Source organism: Salinivibrio proteolyticus, assembly GCF_027286365.1.
Classification (GTDB): domain Bacteria; phylum Pseudomonadota; class Gammaproteobacteria; order Enterobacterales; family Vibrionaceae; genus Salinivibrio; species Salinivibrio proteolyticus.
The window spans coordinates 2,156,423-2,177,940 of sequence record NZ_CP114584.1 but is presented as its reverse complement, the minus strand read 5'-3'; the positions used below and the strand labels follow the sequence as shown (position 1 = coordinate 2,177,940).

At 46.8% G+C, this 21,518-nt stretch carries 18 protein-coding genes; 15 read left to right on the top strand and 3 right to left on the bottom strand.

Going from position 1 to position 21,518, the window contains the following annotated elements:
- Positions 1-21: 21 nt before the first annotated feature.
- A complete protein-coding gene (locus N7E60_RS10345) occupies positions 22-1,395 on the top strand; it encodes an AMP-binding protein (protein WP_269597422.1) in 1,374 nt (457 codons plus the stop codon).
- Here the strand turns inward: N7E60_RS10345 and N7E60_RS10340 are convergent.
- Both N7E60_RS10340 and N7E60_RS10335 read right to left on the bottom strand, forming a co-directional pair.
- Entirely contained in the window at positions 1,392-3,254 is a 1,863-nt protein-coding gene (locus N7E60_RS10340; protein ID WP_269597420.1) for an MFS transporter, read from the bottom strand. The genes N7E60_RS10345 and N7E60_RS10340 overlap by 4 nt on opposite strands.
- Positions 3,255-3,436: 182 nt before the next feature.
- Entirely contained in the window at positions 3,437-3,832 is a 396-nt protein-coding gene (locus N7E60_RS10335; protein WP_074212203.1) for an NINE protein, read from the bottom strand.
- A 201-nt stretch (positions 3,833-4,033) separates the two neighbouring features.
- Here N7E60_RS10335 and N7E60_RS10330 point away from each other — a divergent pair, with 201 nt between their 5' ends.
- Positions 4,034-4,897 carry a Tim44 domain-containing protein gene (locus N7E60_RS10330; protein ID WP_269597418.1) on the top strand — a complete coding sequence of 288 codons (864 nt, stop codon included), beginning with the start codon at positions 4,034-4,036 and terminating at the stop codon, positions 4,895-4,897.
- 56 nt (positions 4,898-4,953) lie between these two features.
- On the opposite strand, the gene N7E60_RS10325 is transcribed toward N7E60_RS10330, so the two are convergent.
- Positions 4,954-5,220 (bottom strand): YkgJ family cysteine cluster protein, encoded by a 267-nt coding sequence (locus N7E60_RS10325; RefSeq protein WP_077455707.1) that lies wholly within the window; start codon positions 5,218-5,220, stop codon positions 4,954-4,956.
- A gap of 164 nt (positions 5,221-5,384) precedes the next feature.
- On the opposite strand from N7E60_RS10325, the gene N7E60_RS10320 reads away from it, so the two are divergent.
- The 13 genes from N7E60_RS10320 to N7E60_RS10260 all read left to right on the top strand — a co-directional run bounded on the left by N7E60_RS10320 (position 5,385) and on the right by N7E60_RS10260 (position 21,452).
- Positions 5,385-5,837: a YcgN family cysteine cluster protein gene (locus tag N7E60_RS10320; RefSeq protein ID WP_167314699.1), complete on the top strand. Its 453-nt coding sequence runs from the start codon at positions 5,385-5,387 to the stop codon at positions 5,835-5,837.
- Positions 5,838-5,893: 56 nt separating this feature from the next.
- Entirely contained in the window at positions 5,894-7,489 is a 1,596-nt protein-coding gene (locus N7E60_RS10315) for a site-specific integrase (RefSeq protein WP_269597416.1), read from the top strand.
- Positions 7,486-9,348 carry a hypothetical protein gene (locus N7E60_RS10310; protein ID WP_269597415.1) on the top strand — a complete coding sequence of 621 codons (1,863 nt, stop codon included), beginning with the start codon at positions 7,486-7,488 and terminating at the stop codon, positions 9,346-9,348. The genes N7E60_RS10315 and N7E60_RS10310 overlap by 4 nt, the downstream gene beginning before the upstream one ends.
- 3 nt (positions 9,349-9,351) lie before the next feature.
- Complete coding sequence (locus tag N7E60_RS10305) at positions 9,352-11,334, top strand: site-specific integrase (protein ID WP_269597414.1); 1,983 nt, start codon at positions 9,352-9,354, stop codon at positions 11,332-11,334.
- Positions 11,331-11,789, top strand: a complete 459-nt coding sequence (locus N7E60_RS10300) for a hypothetical protein (protein WP_182039096.1) — start codon at positions 11,331-11,333, stop codon at positions 11,787-11,789. Before N7E60_RS10305 ends, N7E60_RS10300 begins: the two co-directional genes overlap by 4 nt.
- Before the next feature lie 402 nt (positions 11,790-12,191).
- Positions 12,192-13,217 carry a nucleotidyltransferase domain-containing protein gene (locus N7E60_RS10295; protein WP_213970510.1) on the top strand — a complete coding sequence of 342 codons (1,026 nt, stop codon included), beginning with the start codon at positions 12,192-12,194 and terminating at the stop codon, positions 13,215-13,217.
- Positions 13,217-14,944 (top strand): ThiF family adenylyltransferase, encoded by a 1,728-nt coding sequence (locus tag N7E60_RS10290; protein WP_213916799.1) that lies wholly within the window; start codon positions 13,217-13,219, stop codon positions 14,942-14,944. Before N7E60_RS10295 ends, N7E60_RS10290 begins: the two co-directional genes overlap by 1 nt.
- The gene (locus tag N7E60_RS10285; RefSeq protein WP_213880959.1) at positions 14,931-15,416 is read left to right on the top strand and encodes a Mov34/MPN/PAD-1 family protein; all 486 of its coding nucleotides are present in this window, start codon (positions 14,931-14,933) and stop codon (positions 15,414-15,416) included. The genes N7E60_RS10290 and N7E60_RS10285 overlap by 14 nt, the downstream gene beginning before the upstream one ends.
- Positions 15,409-16,998, top strand: coding sequence for an SAVED domain-containing protein (locus tag N7E60_RS10280; RefSeq protein WP_269597410.1), 1,590 nt, complete (start codon positions 15,409-15,411; stop codon positions 16,996-16,998). The genes N7E60_RS10285 and N7E60_RS10280 overlap by 8 nt, the downstream gene beginning before the upstream one ends.
- A 645-nt stretch (positions 16,999-17,643) precedes the next feature.
- Positions 17,644-18,003, top strand: coding sequence for a hypothetical protein (locus N7E60_RS10275; protein ID WP_077455709.1), 360 nt, complete (start codon positions 17,644-17,646; stop codon positions 18,001-18,003).
- Between the two features lie 49 nt (positions 18,004-18,052).
- A complete protein-coding gene (locus N7E60_RS10270; protein WP_269597409.1) occupies positions 18,053-20,176 on the top strand; it encodes a protein-disulfide reductase DsbD family protein in 2,124 nt (707 codons plus the stop codon).
- A complete protein-coding gene (locus N7E60_RS10265) occupies positions 20,173-20,691 on the top strand; it encodes a protein disulfide oxidoreductase (protein WP_069590516.1) in 519 nt (172 codons plus the stop codon). The genes N7E60_RS10270 and N7E60_RS10265 overlap by 4 nt, the downstream gene beginning before the upstream one ends.
- A 29-nt stretch (positions 20,692-20,720) precedes the next feature.
- Complete coding sequence (locus tag N7E60_RS10260) at positions 20,721-21,452, top strand: DsbA family protein (protein WP_069590514.1); 732 nt, start codon at positions 20,721-20,723, stop codon at positions 21,450-21,452.
- The last annotated feature ends 66 nt before the right edge of the window (positions 21,453-21,518 follow it).

The window sequence follows — 21,518 nt, the reverse complement described above, 5'->3', positions numbered from 1 at the left end:
GCCTCGGCGTTCGGATTTAAGGTGTGGCCGTGGCGGCACTGGGCTGGCTGTGCGCCAGACTCGCTTGCCATCGAGAGTGACACCTCACTGACGTGGCAGGCGCTGGTGGCGGATGTGGACCGTCAGCAAACGCAGTTTAATGCCGCGCCAGTGGTGGTGTTCGACAGTCGTCTTGCTCCCCAGCGCTTAGTGGTGGGCCTGCTTGCTGCATGGCAAGCGGGCAAGATCACCTTAGTGCTCAATCATGCTTTAAGTGACGACGTGAAAGCCGCCGTGTTGGCTGAACTTGGCGAATTTCAATGGCTGGACTGCGATCAAAATGAGGCAAGGGGAGCCGACGCGATATCGATAGCGCCTTGGCAACCACAGCAACCGCTCACCATGACGCTAACATCGGGATCAACAGGAAAGCCCAAAGCCGTGGTACATGCCGCGCATCAACACCTTGCCAGTGCGGCAGGTTTAACCCAGATGCTGCCGTATCAAGGGTTGTCTGAGCACGAGGAGAGGCCGAGCAGTCGCACCGATAGTTGGTTGTTATCGTTGCCGCTTTTTCATGTGTCGGGGCTGGCTATTGTGTGGCGCTGGTTATTCAAAGGTGCCACCCTCGCCATTTTCCCTTGTCAGGGAGAAGCTTTACCCGAATCACTGACTCGGGTGACACACGCCTCCTTGGTGCCCACACAGCTCTATCGCGCCTTACCTTGGTTGGCGGCGCGGCAAGTGCCTTCTCGACTTAAGCATGTATTACTGGGCGGTGCAGTGATTCCCGCACGATTGACGCAACTAGCTGAGCAACAGGGCATTGCTTGTTGGTGTGGCTATGGCATGACAGAAACCGCATCGACCGTCACGTTAAAGCGTGCCGATGGCCATGACGATGTCGGTGAGCCTTTGCCGTATCGCGCCGTTGCGCTGGCGAGCGATGGTGAAGTGATTCATCGTGGCGACACGCTCGCGTTAGGATATTGGCAAGCGGGACGGTTAAAGGCGCTTTCGGCAGAACAAGGCTTAGGCTCCCGGGATCTGGCGAGATGGGAGACGCGCCGCCAGCGGCCTGTGTTGCGCCTTATCGGGCGTAAGGATAATCAGTTTATCTGCGGTGGAGAAAATGTTCAGCCTGAGCGTATTGAAAATCACTTGCTCCAGCGAGACGAGATCAGCCAAGTCGTGGTTGTCCCGGTTATTGACCATGAATTTGGCGCGCGTCCAGTGGCGATAGTGCAAAGCACAGCGCAACTGGATCAGGCGCAATTAACGGCGCATTGTCATTCGCTAGCGCCTTATCAACGTCCCATTGCTTTTTTGCCGTGGCCGATATTAGAGCAGGGTGTCAGTATCAAGCCGTCACGTGTGCAGCTTGCCCAATGGGCAAGCCAGCAAATCGAACACTAAGGCCGGTCGGCACGTAAGCGAATCACCTCGTCGCGCATATACGCGGAGGTGGCTTTTTCCGGCTCAACGGCGGGGCCGGCCACCACAGTCACCTTTGACCAAAAGCGTTTTGGCAGTTTTAACATGGCTTTTCCTCCATGTCGGCTAAAATAACTGCCCCACAAGCCTTGCAGTGCCATGGGTACGACAGGGACCGGTGAACGCTGCAGAATCATATCCATGCCACGACGGAACTGGTCTATTTCACCATCAAAGGTCAGGTGCCCTTCTGGGAAAATCAACACCACTTCGCCATTATCTAACGCGCGTTGGATCTCATTCATCGCGGCGCGAATGGTGCGTCCTCGGTGACTGATGGGGATCACTTTTGAGGTGCGGAAGAACCAATGCAGCACGGGTAATTTGTACAAGTCTTCAAACATCACAAAGCGAATCGGACGATGACAAGCACCCGCCAGCAAAAGCGCGTCCATGTAGCTGACATGATTACAAATCAGTAAGGCTCCCCCTTGTTCGGGAATATGGTGTAAATCTCTATGCTTCACCCGATACAAGGTGTGCGTGATCATCCACGTAAAAAAGCGCAGTGCAAAAATCGGCACCAACTGACTGACATAGATAGCCACCAATAAATTGAGCACTGTCAGCAACAGGAAAAACTCGGCAATGGAGATTTTGATCACCACCAAGAGGGTGATGCCAAGAATGGCACTTGCCACCATAAACAACGCATTGAAGATATTGTTGGCGGCAATAACGCGTGCACGCGCGGCTTTATCGGCGCGCTGTTGCATCAAGCTATACAAGGGAACAATAAAGATCCCACCGAACACGCCAATCATCAATAAATCGATGAACACCCACGTCAGTGCCGGATCGGTCACAAAGGCGATTAAATCGCTGTGCACAGTTGGGCTGGCGGGCGTGGCAAAAAATAAATGCAACCCAAAGCCGGTAAGCCCAAGGCTTCCCAAGGGCACGATACCGGGCTCGATACGGTGGCCGGACAGCTTGTCACACAGCAGCGCGCCCACCGCGATACCGATTGAAAATAGGGTCAGTAAGAAGGAAACGCCGGTTTCATTCCCGCCCAGCAAGGCGGTGTATTTAGGAAACTGGGTCAGGTAGCTTGCACCAAGAAACCAAAACCAGCTGATACCTAAAATGGCCTGTAAGGTCACTTTGTCTTGGCGTGCAAAACGCAAGGTTTGTTTCATCAGTGCGATGGGTTTATAGCGCAGATTGAGGGTTGGATTACCGGCAGGCGCGGGAGGGATCGCATGTGCCGATAGCACGCCCAGCAGTGCAAAGGCTAATACCGCGGCGCCGGCAACCACATTGGCATGTGGGTGATGAGCGATAAATCCAGCGAGTAAGGTCCCGAGTAGAATAGATAAAAACGTGCCGGTTTCGACGAGCGCATTGCCCGAGACCAGTTCTTTATCGCTCAAGGTTTGTGGTAGCAGTGCGTATTTTACCGGGCCAAAAAAAGCGGACTGGGTGCCCATCATAAACAATAACCCTAGCAGCACTGTCCATGATTCGTAATACAAGGCAATCGCGGCGCTCGACATAATCACGACTTCCAGCCATTTCACGCGCCGCATGATAAGGGCTTTATCGTATTTGTCGGCGAGTTCACCGGCAAAGGCAGAAAACAGGAAAAAAGGCAGAATAAATAACCCTGCCGCGGCATTAATAAACAGAGTTGCATCCATTGGCAATTGCTCGGCGGAAGCAAATGCGACCATGATCACCAACACGTTTTTATAAACGTTATCGTTAAAGGCCCCTAACGCCTGTGTGATGAAATAGGGCAGAAAGCGTCGCTCACGCAGAAGTTGAAACTGTTGGCTCATGAGTACATCGGTCCGTTTAGCGGTGCAATAAGCGACTTATACTAGCAAGGCGAGGCGAGTGCGCAACCTTTAAACGGGTTGCGCATCATTAGGTTATGCGATTGGCAATAAGTATGCACACCCGATATTGGCTGTGTCAGCGACAAATAACGGTTATTGATTACTGCCAGTCGATAGTGGCGTTAGGCAAATTTTTGGCTGTTTTTTATCGAGACTTGATCATTCAACGTCCAAAAGTCATATAGCACGCCGAGTAAGAAGAAACCGCCCGTAAACAGGTAAATGACCCCAGTGATCCATTTCCCCATGTACATACGGTGGACCCCAAAGATACCTAAAAATGTCAGCAGCAGCCAAGCGACGGTGAAATTGGTTTGTCCGCTACGAAAACGTAGATCCGCTTCCTTATCCATTAGCGGGATCAAGAAGAGATCGATAATCCAGCCAATCCCGAGCAGGCCGAGGGTAAAAAACCAAAGCGTCCCAGTGACAGGTTTACCATAGTAAAAACGGTGTGCGCCAAGAAAGCCAAAGATCCAAAGCAGATAACCGATAAACTTGCTGTGGGTATCATTCATGGTCCAGTCCTATCAATGTAAATAAATGCGTTGTGAGCTTGGAGTCGTGACAGCGTAAATGGTTCCTTGAGTGCGCCAAACTTCGAGATGGTTCCCGAATCCGGTGGTGACGTTTGGTAACAATTAATGTCAGTCATAGGATTGACTTCACTTCCAGACACTCTAGCATGACATCAGTCATAAACCACAGATGAAGCAATCATGAAAAAATTACTCTCTGTCGCAGCGTTGATGTTTGTCTTCGTTGTTTCAGCGCCTTACGCAGAAGCCAAGCGCTTTGGTGGCGGTAAGTCATTTGGCAAAAGCTTTAAAACCGCCCCCGCCCCTAAGCAAAAAACAACCGATACCAACACCATCAAACAAAGCCCGACCAAAAGCAGCAGTAAAAAAGGCTTGATGGGTGGTTTACTCGGCGGCTTACTCGCCGGTGGTTTGTTGGCGGCCTTTTTTGGTGGTGCCTTTGAGGGTATCCAATTTATGGATATCTTAATCCTTGGTTTAATTGCCTACCTGATTATGAAGTTCTTGCGAGGCATGACACAGGCCAAAGCCAGTGCTCAGGCGCAAGGGCCCGCTTACGCGGGACAAAACAAAGGCTATTATCACGAACAGCCCTCAGCGTTTCGTAACAATGCTACAGAAACCAGCGCGACGTCGGGTGGTTTCGGGGAAACACAAACCGATGTCCCCTTTAACTTCCCGCCACAATTCGACATGCAAAGCTTTTTGAGTGGCGCGCGCGAACACTACCGTATTTTGCAAGGCGCTTGGAACCATAACGAATTGGAGAAAATCCAAGAGTACGTGACGCCAGCGCTGTATAACGACTTAGCCGCCGAACGTGCGCGATTAGGTGGGGAGCAACACACCGAAGTGATGTATGTGGATGCTGAGATTGTGCGTGCCGATTACGACAGTCGCACTGCCCAACTGAGTTTGAAATTCACCGGTCGTTACTGTGATCGTGTCGAGGGTGTAGAAGAAGATATCTCGGATATTTGGCATCTAGAGCGTGATTTGACCCAGTCCAATGCACCTTGGTTGATCGTAGGTATTCAAAGCTAAAGCGAGAACACGCGTTTCGCTACAATAACGCTAGCTCATCACTGGGCTGGCGTTTTTTATGTTGCCGCCTCGAGGTAAATTAAATTATCTAACGCTTGCTGGGTACTCTCACCGCACACGTCTTTGTCAGCGCTAAAGGCACTACACACCGCAGGTCGCTCAGGACGACCAAACAGTTTACATAAATTATGCTCGTCGAGTTGGACACATCGTGTTCCAGCGGGTTTACCGTCAGGCATACCGGGTATTGGAGAGGAAATACTCGGGGCAATACAACACGCGCCGCAGCCTAAACGGCACGAGAATGTCGGCGTAGTGGGCATAAAACCTCGGTATCGGAGAAAAACGGGCAGGCACTCTACCATTGACGTTGGTTGTCGCCAAGTCGGGAAGGGAAGGTCGCTTGCACTTTAGCGCTATGATGGTTATAACAGCGGCGCAATGTCGTTACCGCCACAAAGCGGAAAAATATAAGAGAGTACACATCATGAGCACGCCTTTTTGGCAACAAAAAACCTTGGCGCAAATGAGCGACGAGGAGTGGGAAGCTTTATGTGACGGTTGTGGCCGTTGCTGTTTACATAAGCTGATCGACGAAGAGACCGACGAGCTCTACTACACCAACGTGGCATGTAGTCTGCTCGATGATAAAACGTGCTCATGCAAAGACTATCCCAATCGCTTTTCTTATGAAGAGTCATGCCTCAAGCTTACCCGCGATAAAATAGATGAGTTCTACTGGTTGCCAGAGACTTGCGCATACCGCTTGTTGGCGGAGAATAAACCGCTGCCTGAGTGGCATCCTCTGATCACTGGCTCAAAAGCGGCAATGCACCAAGCAGGGATTTCGGTCAAAGACAGCGTGGTATACGAAATCGATGTGATTGATTGGGAAGATCATATTCAAAACTTACCTGATAGACTAAAACCTCATAATTAACTTTAAAAGTTGAGAGTGCTGTATATTCTGATTTTATGTACAGCATGAGGTTTAGTATGGTTGATAGTGATAAAAATAAGACAAAGGTCATACGAAAAGAGATAGAAATTTCGACTATCCCTAACTTTGTTTACGAGAAACCACTGGTGTCCATTGATGAAAATGGTGAACCTCAGGTTACATACCGTGCCAATGGCAATAAGAGCTCAATCAAGAAACTCCCCTTACTCTATATCGCTGGATATGACGACAAAGACAACCTGATCAGCTACCAACCATTAGATATGGTCAATGAGTTCTTATTGTTGAAAGCAATCGATGATGGAGTACTTGAACTCGGTACAGATGCACAGGGGCTTGCCCATTACTTCAGCTTTGTATTAGACAAACAGGCCGAGTGGGATGCTGAATACGATGAAGAGGACTTTGACCCTCTTTATGATGACCCCCGCCCAGAATGGAGTGCCTTTCCTCGCAACAAGCAGGAGCGGTTAACCTACCAATATCGCGATGGAATAAAGCAGCTCGCTATTGATGGTGTATTGGCTAAAACTACGGCTAGGCAATATATGAGCAGTGTCACCGGTTTCTATAAACACTGCCTTCGCCAAGGCATTCGTTTTAATAACCCTCCCTTCCAGTTTGAGACAGTTAATATCCATTTCGAGGCGTCTGCATCAAGTATGAAAGCTTACCAACGTAAGCAGGTGCATACGACGGATATGCGGATCAAGTTTTCTAAGTCATCTCGCAGTGGTGGCACAAGCCTCAGCAACATTCGCCGTGACTTAAAACCGTTTACAAATAGTGAATGGAACATTCTGCAAAACATATTAATGAAGTCTCGCAGGGTGGTTCGTCATGGTGACAATAATACATTGCACTCGTTACCGATTGAGTTTTGCCTGCACCCAATGATTTGCCGTTATACAGGGTTGCGGCGAGAGGAAGCCGCGAGTCTTCATTTGGGGCAGATAGTTAACCCAGAAACAATGATTCAGGACGGCAAAGAGGTCTTCAAAAGACCTGTGATGGATTTAGGCGTCGGTGATAAATACCAATCACTAACTAAGACTGCTGAGGGCTGTGCAGAGAAGAATAAAAGCCGTGTTACCATTATCCCAGCCTCGTTAATGAAAATGCTTTATGACTACTCGCAGACTGACAGGTATAAAAAGCGCCTTGATAAGTTCAAAGCATGGTGCAAGGAGCAGGTTGAGGCAGGTAATACGCATCTCTTTGAGGGTGATGATGCCATTAACCCTGAACTGGAATACCTGTTTATTACCCAGTCCGGGAAACCCATGTTTATCCGGCTACAAGACTTTACTGGGCGTTGGGTGGAAATTCGTAACACTGCAAACCTAACCCAAGGTCTCGACCAACCAATTGTTGGTTCCTTGCATAATTTACGGTCAACGTTTGCTGTGAATATCTTCCGCCACCTTTTAAATAAAAAGGATGAGTATGGTAATCCATCAATCACACCCGATGAGGCATTGGATAGGGTATCGGCTTTGCTAGGCCATGAAGATAGGGCGACGACCATAGAATACATGAAAATAGCACAGGACACCCCCTCTGCTGACGAAATCTACGAGGATGTACTGGACTATATTGGCGCTTTTGAGGACTTGGAAGGGGCACTATGACGCAAGGACGTAAACGTACCAAAATAGCACTTAATAAACCAAGTGCGCCTGTTATCCCACTTCGCTTTAAAGATATGGTTTTAGATTGTGGCAATGGAAATAAATCCTACACTCACCGCCTGCGTTATCTGAATGTCCCGACAGTAAATCAAATAAAATCAGGAAATGGTGTGTTGGCGAATCGGGATGATATCGTCAGGGATATTCACCAATGGCTAAATCCCTTACCTGAAAACAGATCCAAGCAGAGTTATTTTACTGGGCTTGTGAGTTACTTCCAATATCTTGACGCCATTGATTATCACGGTGACCTTTTCGCAAATGCCGTCATGATTGATTGCATTAAGCACTTCAATAAATTACGCGAAAAAGGTGAGAAGGTATCATTAGCTGTGCAAATTAAAAACAGCTTATCTATTCTGTTAAGGCTGTGGAATCGAGAGTCTGACCTTAAGGTACTGCCAGCAGTTGCAGGACGCCCTTTGGCTGCAAATAAAGCGTTTCATGTGGAAACAGAGCTGAAGCCGTTATCCAAGGTATTGGTTAAAGGCGCACTGGCCTTTCAGGAAGCGATTGAGAAAAATGAGTTGCTAGAGATTCACCCGTTCTTTGATGAAGAGCGGTTTAATGAGCAAGCAAGACGCAATGGCTGGACACCACGTCACATTGGCCTTAAAAGGCATGGCTTTAAGACGTGTATGAAACCTCAAGCTGGAACAATAAAGATTAGCCCGCTTCCACTTGAGCAACTTAATCGGCAGGTATTTTATAATCAGGGATCGCGTAATTGGTTTTTCGTGTTCTCAATGCTGACAGGCATGAATACATCGGTGCTCGCTAATGTACAGCATAAGGACGTTTCATTTAAAAGCATTGGCAGTGGGCGGTTTGTTTTTGACGGTGAGAAGTTTAGGGCAGGCTATAAGGATTTAGATAATAGCTGTGGTTTTAGCCAGCGAACTAAAGAGTTGATTACCCGCTGGCTAAAAACATCTAAAGAGATGTACCAATCTCTGGGTATCCCGCTGTCAAATGAGCTGCCACTTTGCCCTTTCTTTAATGCCAATGGTGAGGTTTGGACATTTAATGTCAATGGCTCAAATATTGGTTACATCAATGTTCAGCTAGAGAAAATTTCTGGCTTAACGGTTACTACAAGCCGATTCAGGGCAACAAAATCTGATGTACTGATGCGAGTCACTGAAGATATCTTCCTTGTGTCACAGGGGCTGAATAATTCCATGAATGTTGTCGCCATACGGTACTCTAGCGGTGTTCAGGCAGACCATGATAATAACCTCAATGCCACGTTTGGCGCGTTAAGCGCGGTTGCCAAGGGCGAGGACATTGGTGAAGCTATCGAGAATGCAAAGGCGATGCGCAGCGATATTTTGTCAGATTATGATTATAAGAATTTGCGCAGCCGTGAAAGCAAAGAGCAGCCATTAATGGCAACGCCCAGTGGTATCAAATGCGCAGGGGCAACACCAGAGAAGCTTATTGCGGAAGCGAGGCGGATGAAGCAGCTGGGCATTGATTTTTCCAAAGATACGGGGCGTTGCACGGATTTTCTTGCTTGCTTTGATTGCGACAGTCATAAATTGGTGGCGTCAGAAAATGATATCTGGTTGATGCTGTCATTTTTAGATCAAATTGAAGACCTCAAAGAGATGGTGGCGAGTAATTCCGCACCTAAAGATGAGTATTTCGTGGTGGAAGGCCTATTGAAAAAAGTCCTTCTCAGGCTGAAACAGAAAGCACCTAAAAACTACGCTCAAGCAAAACAGAAAGTGGATGACGGCGATTTCCACCCGCTTTACCAAGACCGAGCCAGCGCAAGTCAATTCTTTAAGGGGTAACTTATGTCTGAAAAGCTTATACAGCTTCGCCAAGAAGTTGCTGAAAATCCGTATGTGACGTTTGACTCTGACGGGAAAGGTGTGTCACGTGTCTTTGATATGGACTGGGATTTTCACGCCCTGAACCAGAATAAAAAAACAATCTCTTTTGGGTACATTGATGAGAAATACCGCCGCGATATTCAGTCTTACCTCTATGCGCTGATGCAATGGCAAAAGAAACAATCAAACTCTGACTCCCATGTGGCTGTTAGCACGCTCGTAGGCACAAGGAATAAATTAAACACCATCGCAACACGCTGGGGAAAAAGTGACTTCAGCTTGCTTTCGAGTGAACGAGAGTGGAAAAGGTGCAGTAAAACATTACATGGGGTCGGCAGTGAAGGTACTTGCCGAAATGTTGCCTCGTATATTAATTCACTGCATAAGGCTGGCCTTGTAACGCGTTATGTCCATAAAAGAGAGTATATCAAGTGGGCTAACCCTGATGCGGAGCGCGGTCAGGCCATCGCATTTCCTGAAGTGATTCATGTCAGTATTTTAAAAACAGTTATTGAGTTTGTAGAAACCTACCACCCCTATCGCCATCAGATTTCAGAGGCGATGGAAAAGCTATACACCTATCAGGATGATATGTTGAGTGCTGAGCTAAAAGCACTTGATGTAAGTACCTTAACCGATAAGCAAATGTTGACATTCATCACAAGGATATCTCGCAAAACAAGTATGTGGTCTGAACGAAAAGCCATTCCTAATTTTTCGTTTCACAGACGTGGAGGTTGGTTAGGCACGCTGCTCAGGATGTGCTTTATTTGTGTCGGTTTGTTCTCGGCTGCCCGAAGGGAAGAGCTGCTTTCCATGAATAAAGAGAGCTATGATGATTCACTGGCTGCTGTACCCAAGGTCTCAGGGTTTACTACAAAAGGAAATAAGGGCGAAAAGATTTATACGACGTGGAATACTGCCCCTATCGCAAAGCTGGCGCTGGAGCTGGCTTTTGATGCCACGCAAGCCGCGAGAAAATACAGTTTAAAACGACTGGATGACGGTTATCAAAATGGTCTGTTAACCCAAGACCAATATAATGCAAAGAAACAAGACCTTGAGAGTGCCTTTATTTCTTCTGAAATCCCTTATGACTGTGAAACTCTCATAAATAAAACGTCGCTAAAATACAGTATTGACGGTGCTGATGATGCATTGAATTTGAAAGAATTCAACATTATTGCGACCGCCGAAGACGTTGAGGAATTCGACCTGCTAAATCCAGACCGCGCAGGAAGCTTAAAGGTCGGAGGCGGTTTACCAAGGCTTAGTCCACATGACTTACGGCGGAGTTTTGTGGTCTTTATGGTGAAGAACCGACTTGGCAACGCGCTTACAGTCAAATACCAGCTTAAGCACCGCAATATAAACATGTCCAATTGGTACGCGAATTATTCCGAACTGGCGCGTACCAACCAACTGTTGATGGATACTCAGTTAATGAGTGAATTTGATGAAGCCATTGAAAGTTCAGCGGTCGACGCATGGGATGAGATTTACAACGTATCCGATACCTTAAGCGGTGCAGAAGGTGAGCGCATAGCCCAGAATAAAGCAGAGAGGCTAGCACAGGGGGAGGAAATTGTTATGTCCCGAAGTGAATTGGTAGCCTTGGTAAGGTCTGGTGATAAATCCATTGTGTTACTTCCTACAGGGGGCTACTGCACCAACCGTAACTGTGAGCGCCTTTGCTCACTGATGGATATTGTTGAAGCGCCCTGCGAGCATAAGGTCGTCACGGATAAGGCGGCCAAAAGGCTGTCGAGGGAGCGGAAAAAACTCATTGCGTCATTCAGGGCAATCAATGATATGGGTGATTATGCCAATGAATTGATTCTGGATGCCAGAAAAAAGAAGATTCAGTCCATTGAACCAACATTGGTCAAACACAGCATCCCATTTGATAGCTTCAATGATGATATTAAGGCGGTATGGTCATGAAAGTTGAGTATAAGGCAACCTGCAAGGCAGAAGGGTTACTGGTCAATGCATTCCAGCGCTTATTAGATGGCAAGCCGCTTCATATTAAGGCGACTGGCAAGCTGACGTTGAATCGAATCAATAATGAAGCCCAATTTGGCAATAGCTATGTCCATAAGTTTAAAGAGTTCGTGGCCTACGCCAAACCTGTTATCGATGAATACAACCACAACCGCGATAAGGCGATGACAACAGGCTTAGATATTGAGCTAGATGTCCCTTTGTCTGAGCTGGATAGGCTAAAACATGATTTGAAAAAAGCTAATGAGCTTAAAGATAAATACAGAGTGCAACGAAACAATGCAATTGAGGCCCGGAAGCAGTTAGAGGCTGAAAATGCCAGGCTCCGTTTCAGGGTGTTTGACTTGCAACAAGAGTTACTGGATGAAAATTCAGTTGTGACCCCCATAAAGTAACACTTTCCCACGCTCAAAGTGTAATGGGGCTAAGGATCGTAACGCGTTTCTGCCCCTTTCCGTGCTAGCACGCTTAACCTCACAAACCACAGTGAGGCGGTTTGACCTACTTTTTCTAATGCCATCGATCACGCCAAGACAATTGCATTGAGCGGTCAATAAACTACGGTGTTTTGGAAGGGATGTGAAACCAATTAATCTAAGGTGGTTCTAGGAATGTCTCGATTTAGTCGTCATATACAGTAAGTGTTTACTTATATTGCGGTTTATTTGTGTTTTCTATCAATAGGTAAGTGTGGTTGACTTAACTTGTAAAGATAATTTGAATACGATATGTTGTGTTTTATCCAATGGCGGGTTACTACATATAGTGCTATCACATTCGAAAGATCGAGGGGTCCTATGAGCATTCAAGCAAAATTTATCAAGTTTCACGATAAGATTAAGATAAGCCGTGAAGATAGCGAGTACAAAGATGCTCGTGAAAAGGATGACAGCATCTTAAAGACTATTAAAAGTACTTTGAAGGACGAAGGCTACCCAGTGATAGAAGACTTTCTTCAAGGATCTATGTCAATAGGTACAGGGGTCAAGAATCCGTGTGAAGATTTCGACATTGATAGAGCTATAGTGATTGCTTTTGATGGTTCACCAGATGACCCTATCAAAGTTAAAAAAATCGTTCTGAAGGTCCTGGAGGACCGAGGCTTCAAAAACGCAAAGATTAAAAAGCCATGTGTAACCGCCGACTACGCTAGTAAAAATCTACATATCGACATCCCGGTTTATCGGGAGCAATACGGTGAGTATGAGTTAGCTGTAGGCAAAAAGAACTCTAGCGAAGGCAATAGGGAATGGTCTGACTCGGATCCTAAAGGGCTAAAGGACTGGATAAATGACTCTTCAGCCTACCTTGGTTCAGCGAGTAAAAAGCTTGGGCAATATAAGCGTATTGTTAGGTACCTAAAGCGCTGGAGAGATAACAAATTTAGTACAGATGTTGCTAAGAAAGTGTTTTCCATCGGCTTAACAGTGATGGCAAAAGAGCAATTCTCGCCAAGCTTGGATGATAGTGATAAAGCTAACGATTTAGTTGCACTTAGAAACACAGTAGATGCCATGTTGAGTGGTGGTTATTTTAGTTATCAAGGTGACGATCTTTATAAGGTACGGGTTCATTTACCGAAATCACCATGGAGAGATATCTTTGATGGTAGCAGTCTAAATACCGGCACTCAGTTCTATAACAAGCTGAAGTCGTTAAGAGATAAGTTAGATAAAGCTATTGATGAAACAGATTTGGTTAAGCAGTGCAAGATACTGAACCAAGTGTTTGGCAATGATTTTGAAGTACCTAGTAGTTCATCCAATGTTAAAAAGGCTGCATACGCCACAGCCGGAGCCTCGGGCACATCACAGGGGGCTTAATGGTAGCATCTGAGCAAATTGTCGAGCATTTAAGCCGTAAAGGCTTTGATTGCAAAGCACTGGACTTTAATGGGATTGGCGCTATTGCAGTCAGCCTTGAAATTGAAGAAAAAAAAATAGATCTGATACACTTCCTAACATCAGAGATCACTGGTTTACCTGTTTTTCTTCTTATAAATCCGCGCGATGTAGGGCATTTGGCGCATGTTCTAATTTTCAAAATTGCTGATGTTGAGTATGGCAGTATCTGTGTCAATGATAAGGATTCTGTTTCAGTAAATTTCAATATGCCATTGCTGGCGATTGAGGAATCTCTTAATCGCCACATAGGTATTTTGGATAGAGCGGTTACTGATCCCGACTGGAACCGGAAAGAGCTGTTACGAGAGTTCAAGTCTTGCTGGTTAAATGTTTGTGATTTTGATGAAAGACCCGTACTTCTTACCAATGATAGCGGGGCACTGGAAGAGATAGATGTTTATAAGCCTGTAAAAAATGTTAAGTTTGGCGTTAGGTCTTACTATTTGGCGCAATCTGAAAATACTGATCTAGCAGCTGCGGCGAAAGTTTACTGGCAGGATAGTTCGGGAAGAAATCTTGCTGGTAAAGCTGTAGTTTTGCCTCTAACTGAAATGGAGCCAGCACCGTTAGAAAAAGAGCAGCTTACAACTTGGTACTTAGCAGTCTTGTTGAAGCAAGAACCTGACCTTCTGAAAAAGTTACGTGAGAATTATGGGAGGTGGAAGACTCATGAGTACTGGATTGTTTTCAATGCTCAAGTACCATCAGGAACGGTCTGGTTTTGCTTATATTTCAAAAGCAAAAAAGGTAAAAAGCAATCTCTGCCGTTAACTGAAGCTCAGTTAAGACACTGGAAGGTTAAGGCTGTTCCTATAAGGCTTTTCAATAAAGAAGCTGTGCTGCCAAGAGGTGGTGCAAATTTAGATCTAGCGACAAGCAAGGTTGCCTTGATTGGAGCTGGATCTGTTGGGAGCGAGATAGCACACAAGCTTTCTGCGGCCGGGATTCAAAACCTAGATATATATGACAATGATATTTATCAGATAGATAACTTATACCGGCATATCTTGCCCGAGGAGTATTTGAATCTAGAGAAATCTTATGGCCTCAGTTACCACCTAGCACGCCAGTTCTTATGGTCCAAAGCTGTTCCTTCGAAAAAGAAACTGCTGGAACTCAGAAACTCTCAGTTAATTAGCTCTTATGATTTGATTGTTATAGCCATTGGTAGCCCGACTCATGAGCGACTTTTTAAAGAGTATCTTTTGGAAAATGGCATAAAAGTTCCGGTCATTAACACTTGGCTTGAAGGTTTTGGCGTAGGTGGGCATGCTGTACTAGATATACCAGATAGCACTGGTTGCTTACTTTGCGCCTATGTTTGTCCTGATACGTTGACCAGAGGGCTTAACTCTAACCTTAACTTCATCGAGCCAAACCAAGATGTCACTATTAACATGGCAGGCTGTGGTGAGCAGTTTATTTCCTATAGCGCTATTTGCTCTGCGCAAACGGCTTTAATTGCGAGCGATTTGGCTATCAAATACCTGGAAGGGAAGATTACTGCCAGTTCAAAAGTTAGCTGGAAAGGCAGTGAACATGATGCAGTAGCTCATGAAGTATCGCTGACTAATAGGTTCTATCAATTTAGCGACTCTTTGCAGGTTAAGCCTTTGATTCATGAGGATTGTGATGTCTGTAACTGATGAAGATGTCTTGTTTGTCGGTTCAAGCGTCGAACTGCGAGTCAACAAGCAGGTCTATGAATGTTGGCTGGAACACCGCCAAATCAAACGGAAGGATAAGGAACAGTTTGGGGCGTTGATTGGTTCACGAGCTGAAGGTGAATGCAAGATTTGGATCGACAGGTGTACAACACCAAAGAAAAAAGATATTAGCCAGCGATCAAGGTTTGTGATGAGAGACCCATTTCATCAACAGGCAATAGACAAAGCATTTGAACAATCAAATGGTGAGCTGGGTTATATTGGAACTTGGCATACGCACCCACAATGTGTACCAGAACCCTCAATTATTGATTTGAATGACTGGGCTCAATGTACGTTGCGGAACCCTGACAGGCAACTTGTGTTTGCAATAGTGGGTAATGAGCAAGTAAATGTTTACATTAACATTAACGGTAATTTAGAAATAGCAAAGAGGAACATTGATGGATAACAAGGCGGATCAATTCTGTAATCAGGCGGCAAGCTCACCAATAGATTCGATGGATACTTTTGATCAGTACTTCGACAATCTGCAAAACTTGGTCAGTTGGAACCGTGTAGGGATTTTAACTGACGAAGGTGATAGGAATACCATCATTTTGCTAATGTTAAACGAAGAATTAAGCGCCACAATGCGCCTTTGCCTTGAGCCGAATCTGATTAAGTCTTGTGTAAATACCTTATCTGCTGAATCTGAAACAGTTACTTACAGATGTCTTCAAGGTTATGCAATAACGCGCGATGATTTAACTCATTTACATAGTATAGCGAGTATCTGGGGGAAAGCGGAGGCACAGAGCGATGAGCTAACGCTAGATGAGTTAGAATCGTTGTTCACTCGTTTTGAAGGAAAAAGGAAAAAAACGGGCCGTGGTCCAGACTTCACAAAAGGCACAAAGGAGACAGTTTGGCGGGATAGTTTTGGCCGTTGCATGTTTACGGGGTGCGGTGAAAAGCTTGATTACGATGAGGTTTCAGGTACGTCAGGTAACTATGCATACTTGGCTCACAATGTTGCTTCGTCTGAACAAGGCGCAAGAGGGATTACCGAGTTATCAGAAAAACTGTCAAATGATCCGAACAATGTGTTGCTTTTATGTGATAAACACCATCGGTTAATTGATAAGGTTGCCGCTAGTGACTATCCTGCATCGACACTGTCTGCGATGAGGAAGGAATTCGGTCTTATTGCAAATAGTTTATTGGATGGCTTGAAATACCAACCAATCCCTGTTTACGCTGTATTGTGGCCTGTAAATTCTCAAACAGTTTCTCCCCCTTCATACCTGCAAGTTGCCAACAGTCTTTCTAGAATTAAAAGAAGGATGCACCAGCAGATCAACATATTAAGTCATAATGAAGAGCTTTTAGTTGAATCACCAGACGTATTTTGGGCTCTAATGCCGAATATTATTCAGGCTTCCGCCGATAAGATTATCCAACAAACCAAAGAGTTTGGATTTAATGCTGCGTTGTTTGGTTTTGGACCAACTTCAGCGCTTATTGGCTTCGGCGCAAAAATAGGGAACAAGAATGCGGTTACTCCGATGCTTAGATTTAGAGAATCTGGTAGTTGGTCATGGCCTGCAATAGATCCTGTCGGTGAGTTTTATGAAGTGGTTGGGTTTGATGATTTAGAAAAAGGAACTGATTTTGTAATAAATATTTCCTTGACGGCTGAACCAGAAAGCTTAGTTCAAGCTTCTAATTCAGTTTGTGAGAAAACAGGTGCCCAAATGATTACAATTCGCGCGAAGGAACAGTTTATGGGCAATGGTGCCGTATCGCATCCAGATGACGGAAAGGCTTTTACTTCTGTTCTTCAGTCAATGTTTCATGTCCTCAAATCAGAGTATGGCGCACAAACTATCCATTTGTTTCCTTGTGCATCAAACGCTGCATCAGTGTTTATTGGACAAGCATATGATGTACATCACCCTAAGGTGATTGTTTATGATTTTGACAGTGGAACGATGGTGCCAAGAATATGTTTAGAAAGTGAGAACCACAAGTGTACCATATCATCAATTTGATACTGTTGTTGAACCTGTCCTATTAAATAGTAAGATCGTGGCCCCCACTGTCTGGATAGTTGTTCAGATATTAAAGTGTTCTGTTCCAATTAGACTGGGCACTTTACGACGCGATTTTATGATACAAAAAGTTATCCATATTTCTCTAATTTAAGTGGTTACTCTAAGAAGGTTCTGTCCAAAAGTTTCTTACGCGGGGTTATGGTTGTATGATGCAAAGGAGTTGCTATTAGGCAGAGTACTTTCTCGTATAGCAGAGCGCTGACTAGCAATAAAATGTCGAGACTTTCTTAGATCGAATTGGCGGGATAGTTGAGAATTTTGGGGTGATTTTCTCAGGTTTTGGTTAGAGAAAGGGCTTCTTGTAGAGAAAGTTGTGAATCCATTGGTATTACTGGCCTCTCTCATGATTCATAAAAACAAAAATTAATTCTTGTGGAGATTGAATCATCCTGCCGGGCGTTAGTGGCGGCAGACATATGATGACGTTGTTTAGCTAGGCACCGACACTTGCGGTGCCTTTTTTGTTAAGACGGCACTGTATCGACACGCAAGCCACGGTGTAAGGCGATGTTTCTTCGCGGATAACCCATTGTTTATTTTCTGTTGTTGGGCATAATGATCGCCAACTCGACAGGAGGTGGAATGCAAGAGTATGCACGTCGTTCTAAAGCTGGCTGGGCCCTCGCGGTAGCGATATGGGTTCTGGCAGTGTGCGCCTTGCAAAACCAACTGAGTTGGCAATCAGGTGTGCAAGCCGCTTGCCAAGCATTGAGTATGCAAGACCAAAGTGATGATGCGAGTGCGGTCGGGAAAAAATGTGCCCTGTCTGAGCAGCTGGTTCAGCCTACCGCGTTGACGCTCGATTGGCTTCCCGCGCCACTTTGGTGGCTGATTGTATTACTTGCGGTCATGGCGACGGTGAGCGTATCGATTACCTTACCCACTCACGACCCACCCACCTATCGGCGACGGCACCTTTGTTTTTGTGTGTTCCGAGAATAAAGCGCCTGCTTTTCAAATGGCGTATTTATTCTTAACAAGGAACAGACTTATGAATCGAATCAATGACTATTGGCACACTGTTAAACAAGGTCGCGCTTGGCCAACTTGGGTCTTGCTGCCGCTATTGTCTTTGTGCTTACTGCTACTCACTCCAACGGCACGAGCCAATGCTCCGGATACCGGCTGGCTCAGCAATCCTGATCATCCGCCGGTGACGGCACGTTTAGCGTTAACTGGGCAAGGGAGTCCAGACACACTGCGCCTCGATGGTTTACTTTCTATCCGCTTGCAAGGTGATTGGAAAACATACTGGCGCTCGCCCGGCGAAGGGGGCGTGGCTCCCGAATTGATTATCAATGACAGCCAAAACCTGAACCAGATTACTTGGCACTGGCCGGCGCCGAAGCGCTATGAGCAGCTCGGGTTGACCATGCTCGGCTATAAAGGGCAGGTTGCTTTCCCTCTGACATTGGATGTTGAACACTGGCAACAGCCGGTTTCACTGGATGCAACGCTGCGCTTGTCATCGTGTACCAGTGTGTGTGTGATCACTGACTATCCTATCTCGCTCGACTTTACGCCTAGTGCACTAGAGGCCGATGGCGAGCGGATGTATCAGTTTAACCAAGCGATGAGTCAGGTGCCCAAGCCACTCCCAAATGTGACGCTTGATTCTGCGGTTTGGGATGCCAGTAAACAGCAGCTCGCCGTCACCGTGACGGGCAACCAAGCTTGGCAGCAACCTGACCTCCTAGTGGATGGTGAGGCGGTGATTGATGACACCTTTGGGGTGCCGAGTATCCACCGTGATGGCAATACGCTGACCGCGACCTTTGATGTAACCAATTGGATTGAAACTCCCAATCTTACCGACAAGCCGATTCAGGTTACCGTCATGGATAAACAGCTACTCGCCGAGCATAGCATCACGGTACGAGCAGGCCATGTGGTTGCACACGCGGGACTTTCTATTTGGGTGATTGGCGGGATTGCACTCTTGGGCGGTTTGATCCTGAATGTGATGCCTTGTGTACTCCCTGTTCTGGGACTCAAACTCAACAGCATTGTTGCGAACCCTAACGCCACTCGTGGTGTCATTCGTGGCCAGTTTTTGGCCTCAGCAGCTGGGATACTCGTCTCCTTCTGGGCGATTGCTGGATTACTGATGGCGCTCAAGCTAACAGGACAAGCGGTGGGTTGGGGCATCCAGTTCCAAAGTCCGATCTTTATCGGGGTCATGACGCTGGTGATTTGGCTCTTTGCCCTGAGCTTATTCGACGTGCTGCGTATTGATTTACCCTCAAGCTGGCAGACGTGGCTAGCAACACGCGGGGGTCACACCCACAGTGGTCATTTTGTGCAAGGCGTGTTTGCGACCTTACTGGCCACACCGTGTTCGGCCCCTTTCCTTGGCACGGCTGTGGCGTACGCACTGGGCGGCTCTTTGACGGCACTATGGCTGATTTTTACCGCGCTGGCGATTGGTATGGCGCTGCCGTGGCTGTTGGTCGCCGCTTTCCCGGGGCTGACTCGCGCATTGCCAAAACCCGGCCCGTGGATGAACCATGTCAAACGGGTCTTTGCGCTGTTGCTGGCTGGCACCACAGTGTGGCTATTCTGGTTATGGATGCCTTATCTTGGCGTCTTAGGTGCAATAGCAGTGGGAACACTGTTGCTAGTTGCTACTGTGTGGCTGACATATCGGACCCTTGGCAAGCTGGCAGCAATTAAAGGCTCGGCTGGGTTGCTGGTTATTATTGTGCTTGGGCTGATAGGAGCGTCCTTGACCGCGCAGCAGTGGGCAACGCCCCTCAATCCTGAACCAGATTGGGTAAGCCTTGATGAAGCGGCAATCACGCGCGCCGTCGAACAGGGACAAGTGGTGTTTGTCGATGTGACCGCCGATTGGTGTATTACCTGCCACGCCAACAAAGTAGGGGTGATGCTACAGTCGCCCGTCTATGATGCGATTACCGCGCCGAATGTAGTGACGATGCAAGGTGATTGGACCCGTCCGAGTGATACCGTGACGCAGTATTTGCAAAAGCACCAGCGCTATGGCGTGCCGTTCAATATTGTCTATGGTCCGGGTGCACCTGATGGGATCGCGTTGCCGGTGATTTTGACCGATAACGCGGTGATGGCCGCGATTGAGCGGGCGAAAACACCATGACGGCCACTCAAACGAAACTGTCATGGCGTCAGCGGGTCAAACGTGGTGCGCGTGATCTGTGCTGGCTCATCGTGTTTGTATTGATATCGAGCACTGCCGTCGATTGGTGGCGAAGCCGTGATATCGATACCAGTCAGGTGCCGGTGACATCGATGCGTTTACTAGATGGTCGCCAACAAGATTTGGTTGCCATGTCGCAACAAGAGCCGGTGCTGGTCTATGTGTGGGCAAGTTGGTGTGGGGTATGCCGTTTTGTGACCCCCTCGGTAGATTGGCTAAGTGGTCATGCGCAAGTGGTCTCGATCGCGTTACGCTCGGGCTCGGATAAACATGTGGCCGGATACCTTGCTCATCATGGTTATGATTTTCCTGTGGTGAACGATCAAAGCGGGGCGCTTTCTAATGCCTTTTCAGTGAAAGTAACGCCTACCGTGATGGTGATCGAACAAGGAAAAATTACTTCAATTACAACCGGATTCACCACGCCCCTTGGCCTATGGTTGAGACTGTTGTAATGCATTTATATCAATAAAAAGGAAACCCAATGTCCTTCACTCGTTATATCGCGCCATGTGTTGCGCTCATGATGCTAGCCATGCCTGCTAGCGCCAAGAATTTAAGCGATACACAGCAAGCGCAACTGGATGAAATTGTTAGCTTGTTGGAAGATAACCCCAAGCTAATTGCCAACCTTAATCAGAGTTTGCAGAAGTTTGTTGAGCAGCAGCAAACGTTTAAGCAGAACCTTGCCAAACGTCGCGACTGGTTTGAGTCTAAGACCCATAGTTGGATTGGTGCCGAAAACCCAGCCGTCACTGTGGTGAACTTTATGGACTACAACTGCCCGTACTGTAAAAAGTTGGAAGATGAACTGCAAAAACTGGTGGCCGCGCATGATGATGTCAAAGTCATCAATATTGCCGTGCCACTTAAACAACAAACCATTGATGAGCTGGGCACCAACTCTGCGGTATATGCCATGAATGTATGGCTAGAACAGCCAGAGGCTTTTGCACAAGTTCATGAGTTGCTGATGAAAAAGCGCGGTATGCATGATGCGCGCTCGCTAGAGAAAATCGCCAAGAAAACCAAGACCGAGCAATGGCTAAAAACGCCAGAAGAAACAGGAAAAGCGGTGGCGGATAACTACCGAGCCTTTGTTGAGCTGGGGCTGCGCGGCACGCCAGCGATGATCATTGGCGATCAAGTCGCGCCGGGCTATTTACCTTATCCGCAGCTAGAGGCCATGGTTGAGGCAGCGAAGGCAGAGGGCTAGGTCTGTACCACTAATGCTAACAGTATGAAAGCCAGTCATATTTTGACTGGCTTTTTTTGTTAGCTG